The organism is Stenotrophomonas sp. PAMC25021 (assembly GCF_004795795.1).
Lineage (GTDB): Bacteria > Pseudomonadota > Gammaproteobacteria > Xanthomonadales > Xanthomonadaceae > Stenotrophomonas > Stenotrophomonas muris.
Window position 1 is genome coordinate 284,253 of the sequence record NZ_CP039255.1, and the last position, 17,949, is coordinate 302,201.

At 67.0% G+C, this 17,949-nt stretch carries 19 protein-coding genes; 6 read left to right on the forward strand and 13 right to left on the reverse strand.

The window, feature by feature from the left end; genetic code table 11:
• Positions 1–73: 73 nt before the first annotated feature.
• The 9 genes from lolD to E5790_RS22170 all read right to left on the reverse strand — a co-directional run bounded on the left by lolD (position 74) and on the right by E5790_RS22170 (position 6,445).
• Entirely contained in the window at positions 74–787 is a 714-nt protein-coding gene (lolD, locus tag E5790_RS01345) for a lipoprotein-releasing ABC transporter ATP-binding protein LolD (protein WP_005409083.1), read from the reverse strand.
• Positions 780–2,021 carry a lipoprotein-releasing ABC transporter permease subunit gene (locus E5790_RS01350; protein ID WP_032958619.1) on the reverse strand — a complete coding sequence of 414 codons (1,242 nt, stop codon included), beginning with the start codon at positions 2,019–2,021 and terminating at the stop codon, positions 780–782. The genes lolD and E5790_RS01350 overlap by 8 nt, the downstream gene beginning before the upstream one ends.
• Before the next feature lie 23 nt (positions 2,022–2,044).
• Positions 2,045–2,494 (reverse strand): hypothetical protein, encoded by a 450-nt coding sequence (locus tag E5790_RS01355; RefSeq protein WP_111205700.1) that lies wholly within the window; start codon positions 2,492–2,494, stop codon positions 2,045–2,047.
• Positions 2,445–2,693, reverse strand: a complete 249-nt coding sequence (locus tag E5790_RS01360) for a succinate dehydrogenase assembly factor 2 (RefSeq protein ID WP_005409080.1) — start codon at positions 2,691–2,693, stop codon at positions 2,445–2,447. The genes E5790_RS01355 and E5790_RS01360 overlap by 50 nt, the downstream gene beginning before the upstream one ends.
• Before the next feature lie 75 nt (positions 2,694–2,768).
• Positions 2,769–3,554, reverse strand: a complete 786-nt coding sequence (locus tag E5790_RS01365; RefSeq protein WP_005409079.1) for a succinate dehydrogenase iron-sulfur subunit — start codon at positions 3,552–3,554, stop codon at positions 2,769–2,771.
• A gap of 66 nt (positions 3,555–3,620) precedes the next feature.
• Positions 3,621–5,411, reverse strand: a complete 1,791-nt coding sequence (sdhA, locus tag E5790_RS01370) for a succinate dehydrogenase flavoprotein subunit (protein WP_014646765.1) — start codon at positions 5,409–5,411, stop codon at positions 3,621–3,623.
• A 31-nt stretch (positions 5,412–5,442) separates the two neighbouring features.
• The gene (gene sdhD / locus E5790_RS01375) at positions 5,443–5,829 is read right to left on the reverse strand and encodes a succinate dehydrogenase, hydrophobic membrane anchor protein (protein ID WP_005409077.1); all 387 of its coding nucleotides are present in this window, start codon (positions 5,827–5,829) and stop codon (positions 5,443–5,445) included.
• Positions 5,826–6,218, reverse strand: coding sequence for a succinate dehydrogenase, cytochrome b556 subunit (sdhC, locus tag E5790_RS01380; RefSeq protein WP_024958620.1), 393 nt, complete (start codon positions 6,216–6,218; stop codon positions 5,826–5,828). The genes sdhD and sdhC overlap by 4 nt, the downstream gene beginning before the upstream one ends.
• A gap of 56 nt (positions 6,219–6,274) precedes the next feature.
• Positions 6,275–6,445 (reverse strand): DUF1674 domain-containing protein, encoded by a 171-nt coding sequence (locus E5790_RS22170; RefSeq protein WP_005409075.1) that lies wholly within the window; start codon positions 6,443–6,445, stop codon positions 6,275–6,277.
• 39 nt (positions 6,446–6,484) lie between these two features.
• Here E5790_RS22170 and E5790_RS01390 point away from each other — a divergent pair, with 39 nt between their 5' ends.
• A complete protein-coding gene (locus tag E5790_RS01390; protein WP_111205699.1) occupies positions 6,485–7,360 on the forward strand; it encodes a folate-binding protein YgfZ in 876 nt (291 codons plus the stop codon).
• 151 nt (positions 7,361–7,511) lie between these two features.
• On the opposite strand, the gene ugpC is transcribed toward E5790_RS01390, so the two are convergent.
• Positions 7,512–8,594, reverse strand: coding sequence for a sn-glycerol-3-phosphate ABC transporter ATP-binding protein UgpC (gene ugpC, locus E5790_RS01395; RefSeq protein ID WP_111205698.1), 1,083 nt, complete (start codon positions 8,592–8,594; stop codon positions 7,512–7,514).
• Between the two features lie 352 nt (positions 8,595–8,946).
• On the opposite strand from ugpC, the gene zwf reads away from it, so the two are divergent.
• From zwf to E5790_RS01420, 5 genes are all read left to right on the forward strand, one after another.
• Positions 8,947–10,383, forward strand: coding sequence for a glucose-6-phosphate dehydrogenase (zwf, locus tag E5790_RS01400; protein WP_111205697.1), 1,437 nt, complete (start codon positions 8,947–8,949; stop codon positions 10,381–10,383).
• A complete protein-coding gene (gene glk, locus E5790_RS01405; protein WP_014646760.1) occupies positions 10,380–11,387 on the forward strand; it encodes a glucokinase in 1,008 nt (335 codons plus the stop codon). The genes zwf and glk overlap by 4 nt, the downstream gene beginning before the upstream one ends.
• Positions 11,384–12,109, forward strand: coding sequence for a 6-phosphogluconolactonase (gene pgl, locus E5790_RS01410; RefSeq protein WP_014646759.1), 726 nt, complete (start codon positions 11,384–11,386; stop codon positions 12,107–12,109). Before glk ends, pgl begins: the two co-directional genes overlap by 4 nt.
• 58 nt (positions 12,110–12,167) lie before the next feature.
• Entirely contained in the window at positions 12,168–14,084 is a 1,917-nt protein-coding gene (gene edd / locus E5790_RS01415) for a phosphogluconate dehydratase (protein ID WP_111205696.1), read from the forward strand.
• Between the two features lie 116 nt (positions 14,085–14,200).
• Positions 14,201–14,860, forward strand: coding sequence for a bifunctional 4-hydroxy-2-oxoglutarate aldolase/2-dehydro-3-deoxy-phosphogluconate aldolase (locus tag E5790_RS01420; protein ID WP_004153124.1), 660 nt, complete (start codon positions 14,201–14,203; stop codon positions 14,858–14,860).
• A 159-nt stretch (positions 14,861–15,019) separates the two neighbouring features.
• Here E5790_RS01420 and E5790_RS01425 read toward each other — a convergent pair whose 3' ends face one another.
• The 3 genes from E5790_RS01425 to ispG form a co-directional block, all read right to left on the reverse strand.
• Positions 15,020–15,667, reverse strand: a complete 648-nt coding sequence (locus E5790_RS01425) for a response regulator (protein ID WP_005416124.1) — start codon at positions 15,665–15,667, stop codon at positions 15,020–15,022.
• A gap of 201 nt (positions 15,668–15,868) precedes the next feature.
• A complete protein-coding gene (locus E5790_RS01430; protein ID WP_014646755.1) occupies positions 15,869–16,618 on the reverse strand; it encodes a phosphatase PAP2 family protein in 750 nt (249 codons plus the stop codon).
• Positions 16,599–17,864 carry a flavodoxin-dependent (E)-4-hydroxy-3-methylbut-2-enyl-diphosphate synthase gene (gene ispG, locus E5790_RS01435; protein ID WP_041863307.1) on the reverse strand — a complete coding sequence of 422 codons (1,266 nt, stop codon included), beginning with the start codon at positions 17,862–17,864 and terminating at the stop codon, positions 16,599–16,601. The genes E5790_RS01430 and ispG overlap by 20 nt, the downstream gene beginning before the upstream one ends.
• Positions 17,865–17,949: the final 85 nt, after the last annotated feature.

Below are 17,949 nucleotides of genomic sequence, written 5' to 3' on the forward strand. Positions count from 1 at the left end.
GCCGGCCGATGTGCAACCGGCGCGAGGGCAGGTAAACCCGTTCAGGCGCCGGGAGGCGGCCGTTGCCGGCCGCTCAGACGTCGGCGTGGGCCAGTGCGTGCAGGCGCCCTTCGCGCAGCTCCAGCACCCGGTCCAGGCGCCGCGCCAGGCTGCGGTCGTGGGTAACCAGCACCAGGCTGGTATGACGCGCACGGTTGAGTTCCAGCATCAGCTCGAACACGGTAGCAGCGGTGCGGTCATCCAGGTTGCCGGTCGGCTCGTCGCCGAGCACGCAGGCCGGATGATTGACCAGCGCACGTGCCACGGCTGCTCGCTGGCGTTCGCCGCCGGACAGCTCGCCGGGCTTGTGGTCCAGGCGATGGCCGAGGCCGACCGCTTCCAGCAGCGTGGTGGCCCGGCTGCTCGCTTCGGCCACGGCGGTGCCGGCCAGCAGCACCGGCATCATCACGTTTTCCAGCGCGGTGAACTCAGGCAACAGGTGGTGGAACTGGTAGACGAAGCCCAGCGCCTGGTTGCGCAGCAGGCCACGCGCGGTGTCCGACAGCGCGGACATGCGCTGGCCGGTCACGTAGACCTCGCCTGCGGTCGGAATATCCAACCCGCCCAGCAGGTGCAGCAGCGTGCTCTTGCCGGCACCGGAGGCACCGATGATCGCCACGGTTTCGCCGGCGGTCACGGTCAGGTCCAGTCCATCGAACACCGGGGTCTGCATGCGCCCTTCGGCGTAGGTCTTGCCCAGTGCTTCGGCGCGGATCACCTCATCGCCGCGGTTGAAGACCTTATTCATAACGCAGGGCCTCCGCCGGCTGGGTGCGTGCTGCCCGCCAGGCGGGATACAGGGTGGCCAGGAAGCTCATCAGCAGCGCGACCACGGTGATCGCCACCACGTCGCCGGTCTGCATGTCGGTCGGCAGGCCGGTGATGTAGTACACATCCTCCGGCAGCAGCTTGACGTTGAACACGCTCTCGATTGCACCGAGGATGCGTTCCAGGTTGAGGGTCAGGGTGATGCCGCCGATCAGGCCGGCCAGCGTGCCGAAGATGCCGATCAGCGAACCCTGCACCATGAACACCTGCATCACCCCGCCCGGGGTCAGGCCGAGGGTGCGCAGGATGGCGATGTCGGCCTGCTTGTCGGTCACCAGCATCACCTGCGAGGACACCAGGTTGAACGCACCCATGGCGATGATCAGCGACAGCAGGATGCCCATCACCACCTTCTCCATGCGCAGCGAGTGGTAGAGGTTGGCGTTCTGCTGGGTCCAGTCACTTACCCGGTACGCACCACCCAGGCTCTGCGCCAGGTCCACACCCACTTCCAGCGAGCGGTCCATGTCGTGCAGTTTCAGCCGCACGCCGGTGGCGCCGTCGCTGCGCAGCACGCGCTCCAGGTCCTGCATGTTGGCGAAGCCGACGCCCCGGTCGACCTCGTTGTAGCCGGCCTCGAAGATGCCGCTGACGGTGAAGCGTTTCATCCGCGGCACGGCACCGGCAGGCGTGCCCTGCACTTCGGCGAAGGTCACCAGCACCTGGTCACCGACGTCGACGCCGAGCCAGATCGCCAGTTCCTTGCCCAGCAGCAGGTTGAAGCTGCCCGGCGTCAGGCTGGCATAGCTGCCCTTGGTGACCTTCTTGTCGATCACCGATACCTTCGGCTCCAGCGCCGGATCGATGCCCTGGATGATCGCACCCTGCACGCGCGGGCCGCTGATCATCGACTGGATCTCGATGTACGGCGCGGCACCGGCCACGCGCGGATCCTTGCGGGCCACGTCGACCACGCGCATCCAGTCCGGCATCGGCTCGCCGTCGCGGCTGATGGTGGTGTGCGCGGTCATCTGCAGCAGGCGGCTGCGGATTTCCTTCTGGAATCCGCTCATCACCGCCAACGTGGTGATCAGCACCGTAACGCCGAGCGCGATGCCCAGGATCGATGCCATCGAGATGAAGGAGATGAAGCCGTTGCGGCGCTTGGCGCGCAGGTAGCGCAGGCCAATGGCCACGGGAATGGGTTTGAACATGCAGGCACGCCGGTCAATTCAGCTTATGGTGCCATCGTCCGGGGCTGACGGGAAACGGCGCGTGCGGCCACGGCCAGTCGCAGTTCACGTCGCTGCCCGGAATCGAGCACATCCGGCCAGAACAGCAGGCACCGGCGGCGCTGGTCCTGATGCCAACGCAACAGCAGCCACGGCCCGCGCACCACCAGCCGGGGTGCCTCGACGTCCTGCCCGGCCACCCGAATCGGCTCGGGAAGCGGAGGCAGAAGCACCTGCACGCGCGGCCTGCGCTGGCGCCAGGCAAGTTCGGCCAGGCCCACGCACCAGGCCAGCACCACTGCGGGCATCAGCAGCCGTGAAGGCAGATCCGATGCGCGCAGCAGCCACGGCGCAGCCAGCAGCACCGCCAGCTGGGCGGCGGCCTGCAGCCGCGAGGGGCGCCACTCAAGGCTTGAGGGCGAGGATCTTCTGCATGAGGGGGATCGCGTGCGCATGCGGGCAGGCCTCGTAGCCCATGAACCAGCGCCACAACTTATCGTCCTCGCAGTCGAGCAGGAACAGGAAAACCTCGCGCTCTTCGGTCGGCGCAGTGCTCCACTCGTGGTCCAGGTAGCGGCCGAACAGCTGGTCCAGCTCACGCATGCCGCGGCGGCAGCGCCAGCGCAGCTTCTTCAGCAGAACGTCTTCTTCCATCGTGTTTCTCCAGATACAGCAAAGCCACGCATGGCGTGGCTCTACTGGGGTCATGCAACTACCCTGCGCCGTGTATCAGGCGCGGCGTTCCATCATCAGCTTCTTGATCTCGGCGATCGCCAGTGCCGGGTTCAGGCCCTTCGGGCAGGTCCGGGCGCAGTTCATGATGGTGTGGCAGCGGTACAGCTTGAACGGATCTTCCAGATCGTCCAGGCGCGCACCGGTGTCCTCATCGCGCGAGTCGATGATCCAGCGGTAGGCCTGCAGCAGGATCGCCGGGCCCAGGTAACGCTCGCCGTTCCACCAGTAGCTCGGGCAGCTGGTCGAGCAGCAGGCGCACAGGATGCACTCGTACAGGCCGTCCAGCTTCTTGCGGTCTTCCGGCGACTGCAGGCGCTCGCGGTCCGGCGGTGCCGGGGTCTGGGTGCGGATCCACGGCTTGATCGACGCGTACTGCGCGTAGAAGTGGGTCAGGTCCGGAACCAGGTCCTTGACCACGTTCATGTGCGGCAGCGGGTAGATCGGCACTTCCTTCTTGCCGCAGTCCGAGATGGCTCGGGTGCAGGCCAGGGTGTTGGTGCCGTCGATGTTCATGGCGCACGAACCACAGATACCTTCGCGGCACGAGCGGCGGAAGGTCAGGGTCGGGTCGATCTCGTTCTTGATCTTGATCAGGGCGTCCAGGACCATCGGGCCACAGGCGTCCAGATCGACTTCATAGGTATCGGTGCGCGGGTTGCTGTCGTCGTCAGGACTCCAGCGGTAGATCTTGAAGGTGCGCACGTTCTTGCCGCCGTTCTTGACGGGGAAGTGCTTGCCCTTCGTGATCTTGGAATTCTTGGGGAGTGAAAACTCGGCCATGGCTGCTCTCGTTGGCTCAGGCGGCCCGCGCCCGTGGGCGCGGATTGCATGGTAGGCGGGGTCGGATCAGTACACGCGCGGCTTCGGCGGCACCACGGACACGTCGTCGGTCAACGTGTACATGTGCACCGGACGGTAGTCGAAGCTGCACTTGCCCTTCTCGTCGACGCTGACCAGGGTGTGCTTCTGCCAGTTGACGTCGTCGCGGTCCGGGAAGTCCTCGTGCGCATGCGCGCCGCGGCTTTCCTTGCGCTGTTCGGCCGAGTTGATCGTCGCCACCGCATTGAGCAGCAGGTTGTTCAGCTCGTAGGTCTCGATCAGGTCCGAGTTCCACACCAGCGAACGGTCGGAGACCTTCACGTCCTGGAACGAGTCGAAGATCTTGTCCATCTTCTCGCAGCCTTCCTTCAGCGTCTGGCTGGTGCGGAAGACCGCCGCGTCGGCCTGCATGGTGCGCTGCATGCGATCGCGGATGACCGAAGTCGGGGTATCGCCGTTGGCGTGGCGCAGCTTGTCCAGCAGGCCCAGCGCCTTGTCGCAGGCATCGGCCGGCAGCGGCTTGTGCGCAGCGCCCGGCTTGATGGTCTCGGCACAGCGGTTGGCCACGGCACGGCCGAACACCACCAGGTCCAGCAGCGAGTTCGAGCCCAGGCGGTTGGCGCCGTGCACGGACACGCAGGCCGCTTCGCCGATGGCGTACAGGCCCGGCACTACCGCGTTGTCGTTGTCGCCGACCTTCTGCACCACTTCGCCGTGGTAATTGGTCGGGATGCCGCCCATGTTGTAGTGCACGGTCGGGATGACCGGAATCGGCTGCTTGTGCACGTCGACGCCGGCGAAGATGCGGGCGCTCTCGGCGATGCCCGGCAGCTTCTCGTCGATCACGCCCGGGCCGAGGTGGGTCAGGTCGAGCAGGATGTGGTCCTTGTGCTCGCCGACGCCGCGGCCTTCGCGGATCTCGATGGTCATCGAACGGCTGACCACGTCGCGCGAGGCCAGGTCCTTGTAGTGCGGCGCGTAACGCTCCATGAAGCGCTCGCCGCTGCTGTTGCGCAGGATGCCACCTTCACCGCGGACACCCTCGGTGATCAGGCAGCCGGCGCCGTAGATGCCGGTCGGGTGGAACTGCACGAACTCCATGTCCTGCATGGCGATGCCGGCACGCATGGCCAGGCCGCCACCGTCGCCGGTGCAGGTGTGCGCCGAGGTGGCGCTGAAGTAGGCACGGCCGTAGCCGCCGGTGGCCAGTACCACGCCCTGGGCGCGGAACAGGTGCAGGGTGCCGTCGGACATGTCCAGGGCCAGCACGCCGCGGCAGGCGCCTTCCTCGTCGAAGATCAGGTCGAGCGCGAAGTACTCGATCATGAAGCGCGCGTCGTGCTTCAGCGACTGCTGGTACAGCGTGTGCAGCATCGCGTGGCCGGTACGGTCGGCCGCCGCGCAGGTACGCTGCGCCGCCGGGCCTTCGCCATACTTGGTGGTCATGCCACCGAACGGACGCTGGTAGATCTTGCCTTCGGCGGTGCGCGAGAACGGCACGCCGTAATGTTCGAGCTCGATGATGGCCGGGATGGCCTCACGGCACATGTACTCGATGGCGTCCTGGTCGCCCAGCCAGTCCGACCCCTTGATGGTGTCGAAGAAGTGGTAGCGCCAGTCGTCCTCGCCCATGTTGCCGAGCGCGGCCGAGATACCGCCCTGGGCGGCAACGGTATGAGAACGGGTCGGGAAGACCTTGGTCAGGCACACGGTCTGCAGGCCCTTGGCGGCCAGGCCGAACGTGGCGCGCAGGCCGGCACCGCCGGCGCCGACCACGACCATGTCGTACTTGTGTTCGGTGATCTTGTAAGCGGACATCTAATCTGGATTCCTGTGTAGGTGCCTGGGCTCAGGCAACGCCGAGGGCGATGCGGCCCACCGCAAACACACTGACGATCATGCCGAGCACGGCGACGAACTTCACCGCGGTCTGCAGCACCAGGGCCAGCAGCGATTCGTGGATGTAGTCTTCCAGCACGACCTGCATGCCGAGCTGCGCGTGCCAGAACATGGCGATCAGCAGGCCGATCAGCGGCACCGCGTTCCACGGCTTGGCCACGGCGGCGGCGGCGGTGGCGTAGTCCGAGCCCAGCAGGCCCAGCACGAAGACCAGGAACCAGATGCCCAGCACCACCAGTGCGGCGGCGGTCAGGCGCTGGTGCACGAAGTGCTCGGTGCCGGTCTTGGCCGAGCCAAGGCCGCGCACGTTCTTCAACGGGGTACGGAACTTGCTCACGCGGCACCTCCGAACATCACATAGGCCCACACCAGCAGGGTGATCACCAGGCTGCCGATGACCGACAGCCAGCTGCTGCGGATGAAGGCGGGGATGCTGAAGCCGATGGCGAAGTCCTGCACGACGTGGCGGATGCCATTGCACAGGTGATAGGCGAACGACCATGTCCACGCGAACAGGAACACGCGGCCATACCAGGCCCCGGCATGGCCGGTGAAGCAGTTCCAGGACTCGGGCCCCATCATCAGGGCCAGCAGGCCGGCGGCGATGATGAGGGCACCAACAGACAGAAAGACGCCAGTGGCTCGATGCAGGATCGAGGTGGCCATCTGAATCTGCCAGCGATACACCTGAAGGTGCGGGGAAAGTGGGCGTTGTCTGGTCGCCATTCGCTGGGCTCGTTGTCTCGGCTGGGCGGCACACGGCCGCGTTGGCTCAATGCTGATCAGAAATCGATGCAGCGTCCGTTTTTCTCCCAATCGCCATACCGCACCGGATCAAGTCCGCCGCGGCCGCCGAATTCTTCTGCTTTTTCCTGTTCCACGGGCACGGGTGCCGCGGGGACCAGCGGGGCTTCAGATTCGTCGTCGGGAGTGGGGGTTGTTTGGCCTATCATGTTCGGTCTCGCAACGCACAAATTTTAGACCTCGTTCACGTGCCTGACAACCTGCCCCCTGCTTTCGTCGGATATCCGCGCCTGCCCGGCCACCAGCTGCTGAGCCTGCAGGGCCCGGATGCGGCTGTCTTTGCCCACGCCCAGTTCAGCAGCGATGTCACCGCCCTGCCCCTGCAGCACTGGCAGTGGAGTGCCTGGCTGAGCGCCAAGGGCCGTACCCTGGCGGTGTTCCAGCTGCTTCGGCTGGCCGACGACCACGTGATGCTGGTGCTGGCTGACGGCGATGCCGATGCGATTGCGTCGCAACTGCAGCGCTTCGTGTTCCGCCGCAAGGTGAAGGTGCAGGTGCGCAGCGATCTGGCGGCGGCTGGCGCGTTCACCGCGCCCGAGGCCGCCAGCGGCGCGGCGATTGCGCAGACCGCAGGCGACGGCTGGGAGCTGGACCTGGGCAGCGATGCCCTGCCGCGCACCCTGCGCATTGGCAGCGCCGACGCGTTCGCGGCCGGCAATGAAGCCGATGAGGCCGCTTTCGCCCTGGCCTGGCGCCAGGCCGACCTGCGCTACGGCCTGCCGCGGCTGGAAGAAGGCCAGCGCGAAGTGTGGACCCCCCAACAGCTGGGCCTGGACCGCCTGAACGGCTACAGCGTGAAGAAGGGCTGCTATCCCGGCCAGGAAATCGTCGCCCGCACCCACTTCCTCGGCAAGGCCAAGCGTGCGGTGCAGTTGCTGCATACCGCAGCACCGGCACAGGCCGGCGATGGCGTGCAGCAGGATGGCGCGGGGCTGGGCACGATTGCCAGCGTGGCCGGCGACCTGGCACTGGCGGTACTGCCACTGGAGGCCAGCGACGCTGACCTGCAGGTGGGCGATGCGGTGGCGCAGCGCATGCCGTTGCTGGACGGATTGGCACGCTGAATCTGAAGGGCTCTCATCCACGCATGGCGTGGATCTACTGACCGACCCGGTGGGTGCGGACCGTTGGTCCGCACGCCTGAAATGGTAGTGCCGGCCGCTGGCCGGCAACCATGCAGGGTTGAGGTTGCCGGCCAGCGGCCGGCCCTACCCGTTACAGGCGCTCGCCGGTTTCCGCGCTGAAGAAATGCAGGCCCTGCGGGTGGATCGCCACGCGGATCTGCTCGCCCACCTCGGGCAGCGCCTGCGGCGCCACGCGCATGGTCAGCGCGTGCTGGCCACTGCTGAGGTTGACGAAGATCTCGTTGCCGACCGGCTCGATGCCTTCGATCCGCGCGCTGAACGCATGCGCATCGTCGGCGGCCGCCGGCTGCAGATGCTCCGGACGCACGCCCACCGCGATCGGCTTCTGCAGCCACGCCGGGTCGATGGTGGCCTGGCCCAGCGGCGCATACCAGTCACCGTCGACCACGGTCACGCCACCGGCATCGCCCTGCAGCGTGCCGCGCAGCACGTTCATCGCCGGGCTGCCGAGGAAGCCCGCCACGAACAGGTTGGCCGGGCGGTCGTACAGCGCCATTGGCGTATCGATCTGCTGGATGATGCCGTCCTTCAGCACCACGATGCGCTGGCCCAGGGTCATCGCTTCGACCTGGTCGTGCGTCACGTAGATCATGGTGGTGCCCAGCTTGCGGTGCAGCTGCGCGATCTCGGTACGCACGCTGTGGCGCAGCTTGGCATCCAGGTTGGACAGCGGTTCGTCGAGCAGGAACACCGCCGGCTCGCGCACCAGCGCACGGCCCAGCGCGACACGCTGGCGCTGGCCACCGGACATCGCCTTGGGCAGCTTGTCCATCATCTCGGTCAGGCCCAGCGTCTGCGCCGCCTCGGCGATGCGCTTGTCGATGGTCGCCTTGTCGTGACCGCGCAGCTTCAGGCCAAAGGCCAGGTTCTCGGCCACGGTCATGTGCGGGTACAGCGCATAACTCTGGAACACCATCGCGATGTCGCGATCCTTCGGCGCCACGTCGTTGACCACGCGATCACCGATGGTCAGCGTGCCGCCGCTGATCTCCTCCAGGCCAGCCACCATCCGCAGCAGGGTCGACTTGCCACAGCCGGACGGGCCGACCAGCACCATCAGCTCGCCATCGGCGACCTCGAAGCTGGCGTCCTTCACCGCGACCTGGCCGTTGTCATAGACCTTGCGCACACCCTGCAACTGCACTTTTGCCATATCACCTATCCGGTCCGCCCGAAGCCGGGCTGTCTTTTGGGACTGCCTCGGCCCTCCCGATGGCAGTGATGATTGCGCGCTTGCCGCATGACGGCGAGCACTGCAATCGAATACAGTTGCCCATTCTGCCATGTAAACGTTTTCACGTGGCACTATCCGATGATCGGTGCGCACCGATCTGCGTCGGCGGTTGAACGAAGGTTCCGCCGAGGCAGTGGTTTCGAATGGAACGGTCTTCCGGCACCCCGGAGAACGCCCCTGACGAACCTCGGACAGGCAGTTGCGCGGATGTCCCCCGAACCCAGCCATGAAGCGATTGACAACGATGTCACCCGAATCTGAAACTCGAGCGATGCACGACACCCTCTTCCTGTTCGGTGCCACAGGTGATCTGGCCCAGCGCTACCTGTTCCCTTCGCTGCTTCGCCTGCTTGGCGACGGCCTGCTGCCGGAGGACTTCCGCATCCGTGCGCTGGCCCTGTCCGGGCATGACACCGAAGCCTTCCATGACATCCTGCGGCCGCGCCTGCAGCAGGCCATGCCGATGGCCACGCAGGACGACATCAGCGCCCTGCTGCGTCGCATCGACTACCGCTCTGTGGACCTGCGCGACGTCGACTCGGTTGCCGCCGCGGTCGCCGACCTCGTGCACCGCAAGTGCGTCAGCTACCTCGCCATCCCGCCGGGCCTGTACATCTCCACCTGCGAAGGCCTGGCCAAGGGCGGCGCCCTCGCCGCGCCGGCACGCCTGATGCTGGAAAAGCCGATCGGCAGCGACAGCGAGAGCGCCGAGGAAATCATCAGCACCATCGGCCAGTGGATCGACGAGGACCGCGTGTTCCGCCTCGACCACTACCTGGGCAAGGCCGCGGTGCAGAACCTGATCGCACTGCGCTTCGGCAACACGCTGCTGGAAGCGGTGTGGAACCGCAACTACATCGAATCGGTGCACATCCTGGTGGCCGAAAGCGAAGGCGTGGATGGCCGCGATGCCTATTACGCCCGCTCCGGCGCGCTGCGCGACATGGTGCAGAGCCACATCCTGCAGCTGCTGTGCATGGTGGCGATGGAACCGCCGGCATCGCTGGAAGCCGATCGCATCCGCGACGAGAAGGTCAAGGTGCTGCGCGCCCTGCGCCCGCTCGATGCCAGGCACGCCGCGCGTGACAGCATCCGTGGCCGCTACACCGCCGGCACCATCAATGGCCAGCCGGCACAGCCCTACCAGCCGCCGGAAGGCAGCGACGTGGAAACCTTCGCCGGTGTCACCGCGCATATCGACAACTGGCGCTGGAGCGGCGTGCCGTTCCACCTGGTCACCGGCAAGCGCCTGCCCGAGCGCACCACCCGCGTGGTGGTCACGCTGAAGCCGGTCACCCACTGGCTGTTCGAGCGCCCGCAGCGCGCGCAGGCCGCACCGAACCGCCTGGTGTTCCAGCTGCAGCCGCAGGAAAACATCGAACTGGGCCTGATGAGCAGCCTGGCAGGCCCGGAATGGGGCGCGCTGGAGCTGCATCCGCTGGAGCTGGAACTGTCGGTGCCGACCGGCCTGCACCGCCGTATCGCTTACGAACGCTTGTTCCTGGATGCCTTCAACGGCAACCACACGCTGTTCGTGCGCGATGACGAAGTGCGTGCGGCCTGGGCCTGGATCGACAGCGTCGCCGACGCCTGGAAGGACGCCAAGCTGCCGCTGGAGCCCTACCCCGCCGGCCAATGGGGCCCGGGCAATGCGGGCGGGTTCCTGCCGCAGGACCTGGACGCGCCCGACAGCGGAGCGTCGGCATGAGTGCCAGCTCGCAGCCAGTGCTGGTCGCCGACATCGGTGGCACCAACGCGCGCTTCGCCCTGGCCGACACCTCGCTGGACGCACCGCTGCAGAAGGACAGCATCCGCGAGTACGCGGTGGCGGAGTTCCCGTCGCTGGGTGATGCCGCGCGCCACCATCTGGAACAGATCGGCGCCACGGCAAGCCGCGGCGTGTTCGCCGTGGCCGGTCGCGTGGATGGTGACGAAGCACGCATCACCAACCATCCGTGGGTAATCTCGCGCAGCCGCACCGCTGCCATGCTCGGGTTCGACGAACTGCACCTGATCAACGACTTCGCCGCGCAGGCGATGGCGATTTCGCTGCTGCAGCCCGATGACGTGGTCCAGGTCGGCGGGGCTGCCTGGGTACCGGGCAAGCCCGGCCAGCCACGCAACTACGCGGTGATCGGGCCCGGTACCGGGCTCGGCGTCGGCGGCCTGATCATGCGTCACGGCCGTTGCTATCCGCTGGAAACCGAAGGCGGCCATGTCAGCTTCCCGCCGGGAACCCCGGAAGAGATCCGCATCCTGGAGATCCTGTCCGAGCAGTTCGGCCGCGTCTCCAACGAGCGCCTGATCTGCGGCCCCGGCCTGGTCAACATCCATCGCGCCGTGTGCGAGATGGCCGGCATCGATCCGGGCCAGCTGCAGCCGGTGGACGTGACCGCCCGCGCCCTGCACGGCGATCCGCAGGCGATGCGCACCGTGGATGTGTTCTGCGCCGTGTTCGGCGCCATTGCTGGCGATCTGGTGCTGACCCAGGGCGCCTGGGACGGCGTGTTCCTGACCGGCGGGCTGACCCCGAAGATGCTCGATTCGCTGCAGCACTCCGGTTTCCGCCAGCGCTTCGAGCACAAGGGCCGGTTCTCTTCCATCATGGCGCGCGTGCCCTCGTTGGCGGTGATGCATCCCCACGCCGGACTGCTGGGCGCCGCCGCCTATGCCGCCGACGCCGAACGTGACGCACCTGGAGTTGCCGCATGAGCCCCACCACCTTCCACGACGACCGCATCGAGTTCATCAACCATGGCGATGCCGATGGCTGGATCGAAGCCGTTGCCGCCGAGATGGCGCACACCCTCAACCACGACATCAACGAAGTGGGCCGCGCCCGCATCCTGCTGTCTGGCGGCACTACACCGGCGCCGGTCTACCAGGCGCTGGCCGAGTTGGACGTGCACTGGGACCGGGTGGAAGTGAGCCTGGCCGACGAGCGCTGGCTGTCGCCGCAGGATCGCGACAGCAATGCCTGGCTGGTGCGCGAGCACCTGCTGAAACGCGCCGAGGGTGCGCATTTCGATCCACTGGTGCGGATCGGCAAGCCCCTGCCCGAATGCGTGTACACCGCCAACCTGCAGGCACAGCACAGCCAGCCGCCGAGCCTGGTTGCACTGGGCATGGGCAACGACGGCCACACCGCCTCGCTGTTCCCGGGCTCGAAGGACCTCGCCCGCGCACTGGAAAGCACCCTGCCCTATGCCGCGCTGGATGCCACCGGCTGCCCGGGCGCGAACCAGTGGCCGCTGCGCATCACGCTGACCCCGCATGGGCTGCGCCAATGCCGACAGCGCCTGCTGCTGCTGCGCGGCAAGCAGAAGCTGCAGGTGCTGCGCCAGGCGTTGGACAGCAACGACGCCCAGCAGTATCCGATCCTCAACGCGATCAACCTGGAAGGCGCGCGCCTGCGCGTCCACTGGGCTGATTGATGTCGGCGGCGGCGCCCTGGCGCCGCTTGCCTCTCGCCACCTTGAACGCCGGTAGCCAATGAGCCTCCATCCGCAATTGCAAGCCATCACTGAGCGTGTCATCCGCCGCAGCGCCGCCTCGCGTGCCGCCTACCTGGCCGCGATCGACGCCTCCCTGCGCGAAGGCCCGTTCCGCAGCCGCCTGAGCTGCGGCAACCTCGCCCATGGATTCGCCGCCTGTGGCGGTACCGACAAGAGCCGCCTGCGCGGCGGCGTGACGCCGAACCTGGGCATCATCACCGCCTACAACGACATGCTCTCGGCGCACCAGCCGTTCGAGACCTATCCCGAGCAGATCCGCGAGATCGCCCGCGAGCTCGGTGCTACGGCACAGGTGGCCGGCGGCGTGCCGGCGATGTGCGACGGCGTCACCCAGGGCCGCGGCGGCATGGAACTGTCGCTGTTCTCGCGCGATGTGATCGCGCAGGCGACCGCGATCGGGCTCAGCCACGACATGTTCGACAGCACCGTCTACCTCGGCGTGTGCGACAAGATCGTGCCCGGCCTGCTGATCGGTGCGCTGGCCTTCGGCCACCTGCCGGCGGTGTTCGTGCCGGCCGGCCCGATGACCCCGGGCATCCCGAACAAGCAGAAGGCGGAAGTGCGCGAGCGCTACGCCGCCGGCGAAGCCACCCGCGAAGAGCTGCTGGAAGCCGAGTCCGCCTCATACCACGGCGCCGGCACCTGCACCTTCTACGGCACCGCCAATTCCAACCAGGTGCTGCTGGAAGCGATGGGCGTGCAGCTGCCGGGCGCGTCGTTCGTCAATCCGGGCACGCCGCTGCGCGACGCGCTGACCCGCGAAGCGACCGAACGTGCACTGGACATCACCGCGCTCGGTGACGACTTCCGTCCGCTGGGCCGGATCATCGATGAGCGCGCGATCATCAACGCGGTCATCGCGCTGATGGCCACCGGCGGTTCGACCAACCACACCATCCACTGGATCGCAGTGGCGCGTGCCGCCGGCATCGTGCTGACCTGGGACGACTTCGACGAACTGTCGCAGCTGATTCCGCTGCTGGCCCGCGTCTATCCGAACGGCGAGGCCGACGTGAACCGCTTCGCGGCCGCTGGCGGACCGGCCTTCGTGTTCGGCGAGCTGATCAGGGCGGGCCTGATGCACGGTGACCTGGTCAGCGTGGCGCGCGGCGGCATGGCCGACTACGCGCGCGAGCCGCAGCTGCGCGACGGCCAGCTGGTCTACCTGCCGGGCCTGCAACACAGCGCCGATGACGAAGTGGTGCGTGGCGTCGACAACCCGTTCGAGCACCAGGGCGGCCTGCGCCTGCTGCGCGGCAACCTGGGCAAGTCGCTGATCAAGCTGTCGGCGGTGAAGCCGCAGTACCGCACGATCGAAGCACCGGCCGTGGTTGTCGATGCGCCGCAGGTGCTGAACAAGCTGCATGCCGGCGGCCTGCTGCCCGAGCACTTCGTGGCGGTGGTGCGTTACCAGGGCCCGCGTGCCAACGGCATGCCGGAACTGCATTCGCTCGCGCCGCTGCTGGGGCTGCTGCAGAACCAGGGCCGGCGCGTGGCACTGGTCACCGACGGCCGCCTGTCCGGCGCCTCGGGCAAGATTCCGGCGGCGATCCATGTGACGCCGGAAGCGGCGCGCGGTGGTCCGCTGGCCAAGGTCCGCGAGGGCGACATGATCCGCCTTGATGGCGAGGCCGGCACGCTGGAAGTGCTGGTGGACGCGGCCGAGTGGGCCGCGCGTCCGCTGGCCCCGAACACGGCGCCTGCCGCGCATGACCTGGGCCGCAACCTGTTCGCGATCAACCGACGCGTGGTGGGGCCGGCTGATCAGGGCGCGATTTCGATTTCGTGCGGGCCGGCGGCGGCCGATGGCGGGCCGTGGGAATACGACGCGGAGTACGAGCTGGGGCACGATGCCGCAGCGGCGGCGGCGCCGCATGAGGCAAAAGACGCCTGAAGCGAAAAGCCGCGGCAGGCTTCCCGGCCTGGGCAGTAGAGCGCCCTGGACAATTCCCGGCGCGTCATTTGCGCTGCGGCCACTGAATCTAGAAGAGCAAAGGCAAGGGCAAAAGCATGGGTATCGAACAACATCAGGTGAAGGCGGCGGAGCTGTTGCGTGCGGCGGGCATCCTGCCGGTGGTGACGATTCATACGCTGGACCAGGCGCGTGCGGTCAGTGCGGCGTTGCTGGAAGGTGGCCTGCCGGCGATCGAGTTGACGCTGCGTACGCCAGTGGCGATGGAAGCATTGGCGATGCTCAAGCGCGAGCTGCCGGACGTGGTGGTGGGCGCCGGCACGGTGCTGACCGTGGAGCAGATGCAGCAGTCGATCGATGCGGGCGCGGACTTCCTGGTGACCCCGGGTACGCCACCGGCGCTGGCCGATGCGCTGGCGGCGGCACCGCTGCCGGTAGTGCCGGGTGCGGCCACGCCGACCGAACTGCTGTCGCTGTATGCGCGCGGCTTCCGCGTGTGCAAGCTGTTCCCTGCCACCGCCGTGGGGGGGCTGGCGATGATCAAGGGTCTGGCCGGCCCGGTTGCCGACCTCAAGCTGTGCCCGACCGGCGGCATCACCGAAAACACCGCCGCCGAGTACCTCGAGCAGAAGAACGTGGTCTGCATCGGCGGTTCGTGGATGGTGCCGGGCAACTGGATCGCCAACGGCGAATGGGACAAGGTGCGCGCCAGCGCCGCCGACGCCGCGAAGATCATCAAGCGCGTACGCGGCCACTGAGCCCGACACAGCTGTAGAGCCGAGCCCTTGCTCGGCTCCGCGCCCGCAGGCCGGAAAGCAGCCGAGCATAGGCTCGGCTCTACATTTCCTCTATCGGCAGTGACGGCGCACGGAACCTGTCGGTGGCCCTGCGGAGGGCTCAGCCGTTGGCCGAATCCCTTACAGCGGCCGTGCCGGATCCACCAGCCCGTACTGGCTGGCCATGCGCGCCAGCGCGATGTTGTCGTGGATCCCCATCTTCTCGAACAGCCGCGCCTTGTGCGTGTTCACCGTCTTCGCGCTCAGGCTCAGGCGCCGCGCGATGTCTTCCTGGCGCAGGCCCTGGGTCAGCAGCAACGCCACTTCCAGCTCGCGCGGCGACAGGCTGTCGAATGGAGAGCCGTTGCCTTCAACGGTCGACAAGGCCAGGTTCTGCGCGATGCTGGTGCCCAGGTAGCGACGGCCCATGGCCACATCGCGCACCGCACGCAGCAGCTCCTGTGCATCGCAGCCCTTGCCGATGTAGCCCGCAGCCCCGGCTTCCAGCAAGCGCTTCGGCAGCGGACCGTCTTCCAGCACCGACACGATCACCACGCGGGTGTTGCGATGGCTGCGGACGATGCGCTCGGTCACCTCCATGCCACTCACGCCGGGCAGGTGCAGGTCGCACAGCACCACGTCCGGCAGCAGCTGGCGGACGTCGCGCAGCGCATCTTCGCCGGTCTCGGCTTCGCCCACCACCTCGATGTCGGTCTCCCCCGACAGGATCATCTTCATCCCGGTGCGGACCAGTGCGTGGTCATCCACCAGATAGACTCGAATCGTCATTCACGTACCTCTTCGAATGCGGCCATTGCAGGTCAAGCTAGGCAGGGCGCCGATACCCCTGCAAGCGCGTTCGAGATGCGACCCGGGCATTCTGCCTTGCGCATCACAGTACCGCGCGTTGTGCTTGCCCCCTGTCTTGCAGAACCTGCTGCAACGAAACAACTGATCTATTACGTAGACGCCCCGGAGGGGCCATCCACGTCAATCCCCCTGTGATGATGCTTCGCTGGCCGTCGCTGGCGGCGAATCCTGACGTCGCCAAGGATGCCGACGACTGAACATGACCAGATAGCACCCTACCACCCAAACCAGCGCGGCACACCATCCGGCCAGGATATCGGAGGGGTAATGCACGCCCAGATAGACCCGGGAGACGCTGACCAGCAGGCTGAACGCGGGCGCCAGCAGCAGCACCGGCCAGCGCCAGCGGGTGTTCCAGGCCAGCAGCACCAGGGTCACGGCCAGGGTCATCGAGCCCATCGCGTGGCCGCTGGGAAAGCTGAACGTCGATTCCGGCGCGATCGATTCCCACAGGCTGGGGCGCTGGCGCTGGAAGAAATGCTTGCTGCCCATGTTCAGCAGCGCCGAGCCGACGAAGCTGACCGCCACGAAGGTGGCCTCACGCCAACGCCGGTAGCCCAGCAGCACGCCGATGATCAGCACGTCGGCGGGAATCAGGAACCATTCGTAGCCCAGCCTGGAAATGAGCACGAAGAAGCGGTCCAGCAGCGGTGAGTGCAGGCCATGCATCTGCCACAGCAGCGGCGCATCGAAATGGAACGATTCAAACTCGTGCACTTCGTCGGCCAGCGCGACGAAACCCGCCAACGGCAGCAGCACGCCACCGAACAGCAGCACCAGGCGCCAGGCATTGCGGGCCATCCAGTGGCGGAAACCGGAGGCGGACTCCGGCGCAGCGAGGATCGCAGGCTTATCCGGCGCTTCGGACATATTTGTGTTCGACGTAATCGTCGATCAGGGCGACGAACTCCTGGGCGATGTTCTCGCCACGCAGGGTCACCTTCTTCTCGCCATCGACGAACACGGGCGCGGCCGGGGTTTCACCGGTGCCCGGCAGGGAAATACCGATGTTGGCGTGCCGCGACTCACCCGGCCCATTGACGATGCAGCCCATCACCGCCAGGGTCATGTTCTCCGCACCCGGATGGTGGATCTTCCACAGCGGCATCTTCTCGCGCACGTGGTTCTGCACCACCTTGGCCAGTTCCTGGAAGAACTCGGAGGTGGTGCGGCCGCAGCCCGGACAAGCCGTGACCAGCGGCGTGAAGGCACGCTGGCCGGTGGTCTGCAGCAGTTCCTGGGCGACGATCACTTCCTGCGTGCGCGACTGGCCCGGTTCCGGGGTCAGCGAGATGCGGATGGTGTCACCGATGCCTTCCTGCAGCAGCACGCCCAACGCCGCCGACGAGGCGACGATGCCCTTGCTGCCGATACCGGCCTCGGTCAGGCCCAGGTGCAGGGCAAAATCGGAGCGCTGGGCCAGGTCGCGGTACACCGCGATCAGCTCCTGCACGCCACTGACCTTGGCCGACAGCACGATGCGATCGCGCGGCAGGCCGAGCTCCACCGCCTGCTCGGCCGAATCCAGCGCCGAACGGATCAGCGCCTCGCGCAGCACGCGACCGGCATCCCAGGGCTGCTCGCGCAGGTTGTTCTCGTCCATCAACTTCGCCGCCAGGGCCTGGTCCAGCGAGCCCCAGTTGGCACCGATGCGCACCGGCTTGTTGTAGCGGATCGCGAACTCGATCAACTGAGCGAACTGCAGATCCTTCTTCTTGCCGAAGCCGACGTTGCCCGGATTGATGCGGTACTTGGCCAGCGCTTCGGCACATGCCGGCTCGGCGGTCAGCAGCTGGTGGCCGTTGTAGTGGAAATCACCGATCAGCGGCACGTCGATGCCCATCATCGCCAGCTTGTCGACGATGCGCGGGATCGCCGCAGCGGCTTCCACGGTATTGACGGTCAAACGCACCATTTCCGAACCGGCCCGCCACAGCTCGGCCACCTGCTTCACGCTGGAGGCCACGTCGGACGTGTCGGTGTTGGTCATCGACTGCACCACGACCGGCTTGCCTCCGCCTACGGTGACCCCGCCGATCTGCACGGCATGGGTCTGGCGGCGGGGCCAGGAGGTGGCATCGGAGGGAGGAGTCGGGCGGGTGACGGCGTCGTGCATGGGCGCATTCTACCGCCCGCCCCCGCATTCCGGGTGACTCGCATTCAGCCGGTAGCACGGCTGCGGCCGATTGTCGCAGGCACAG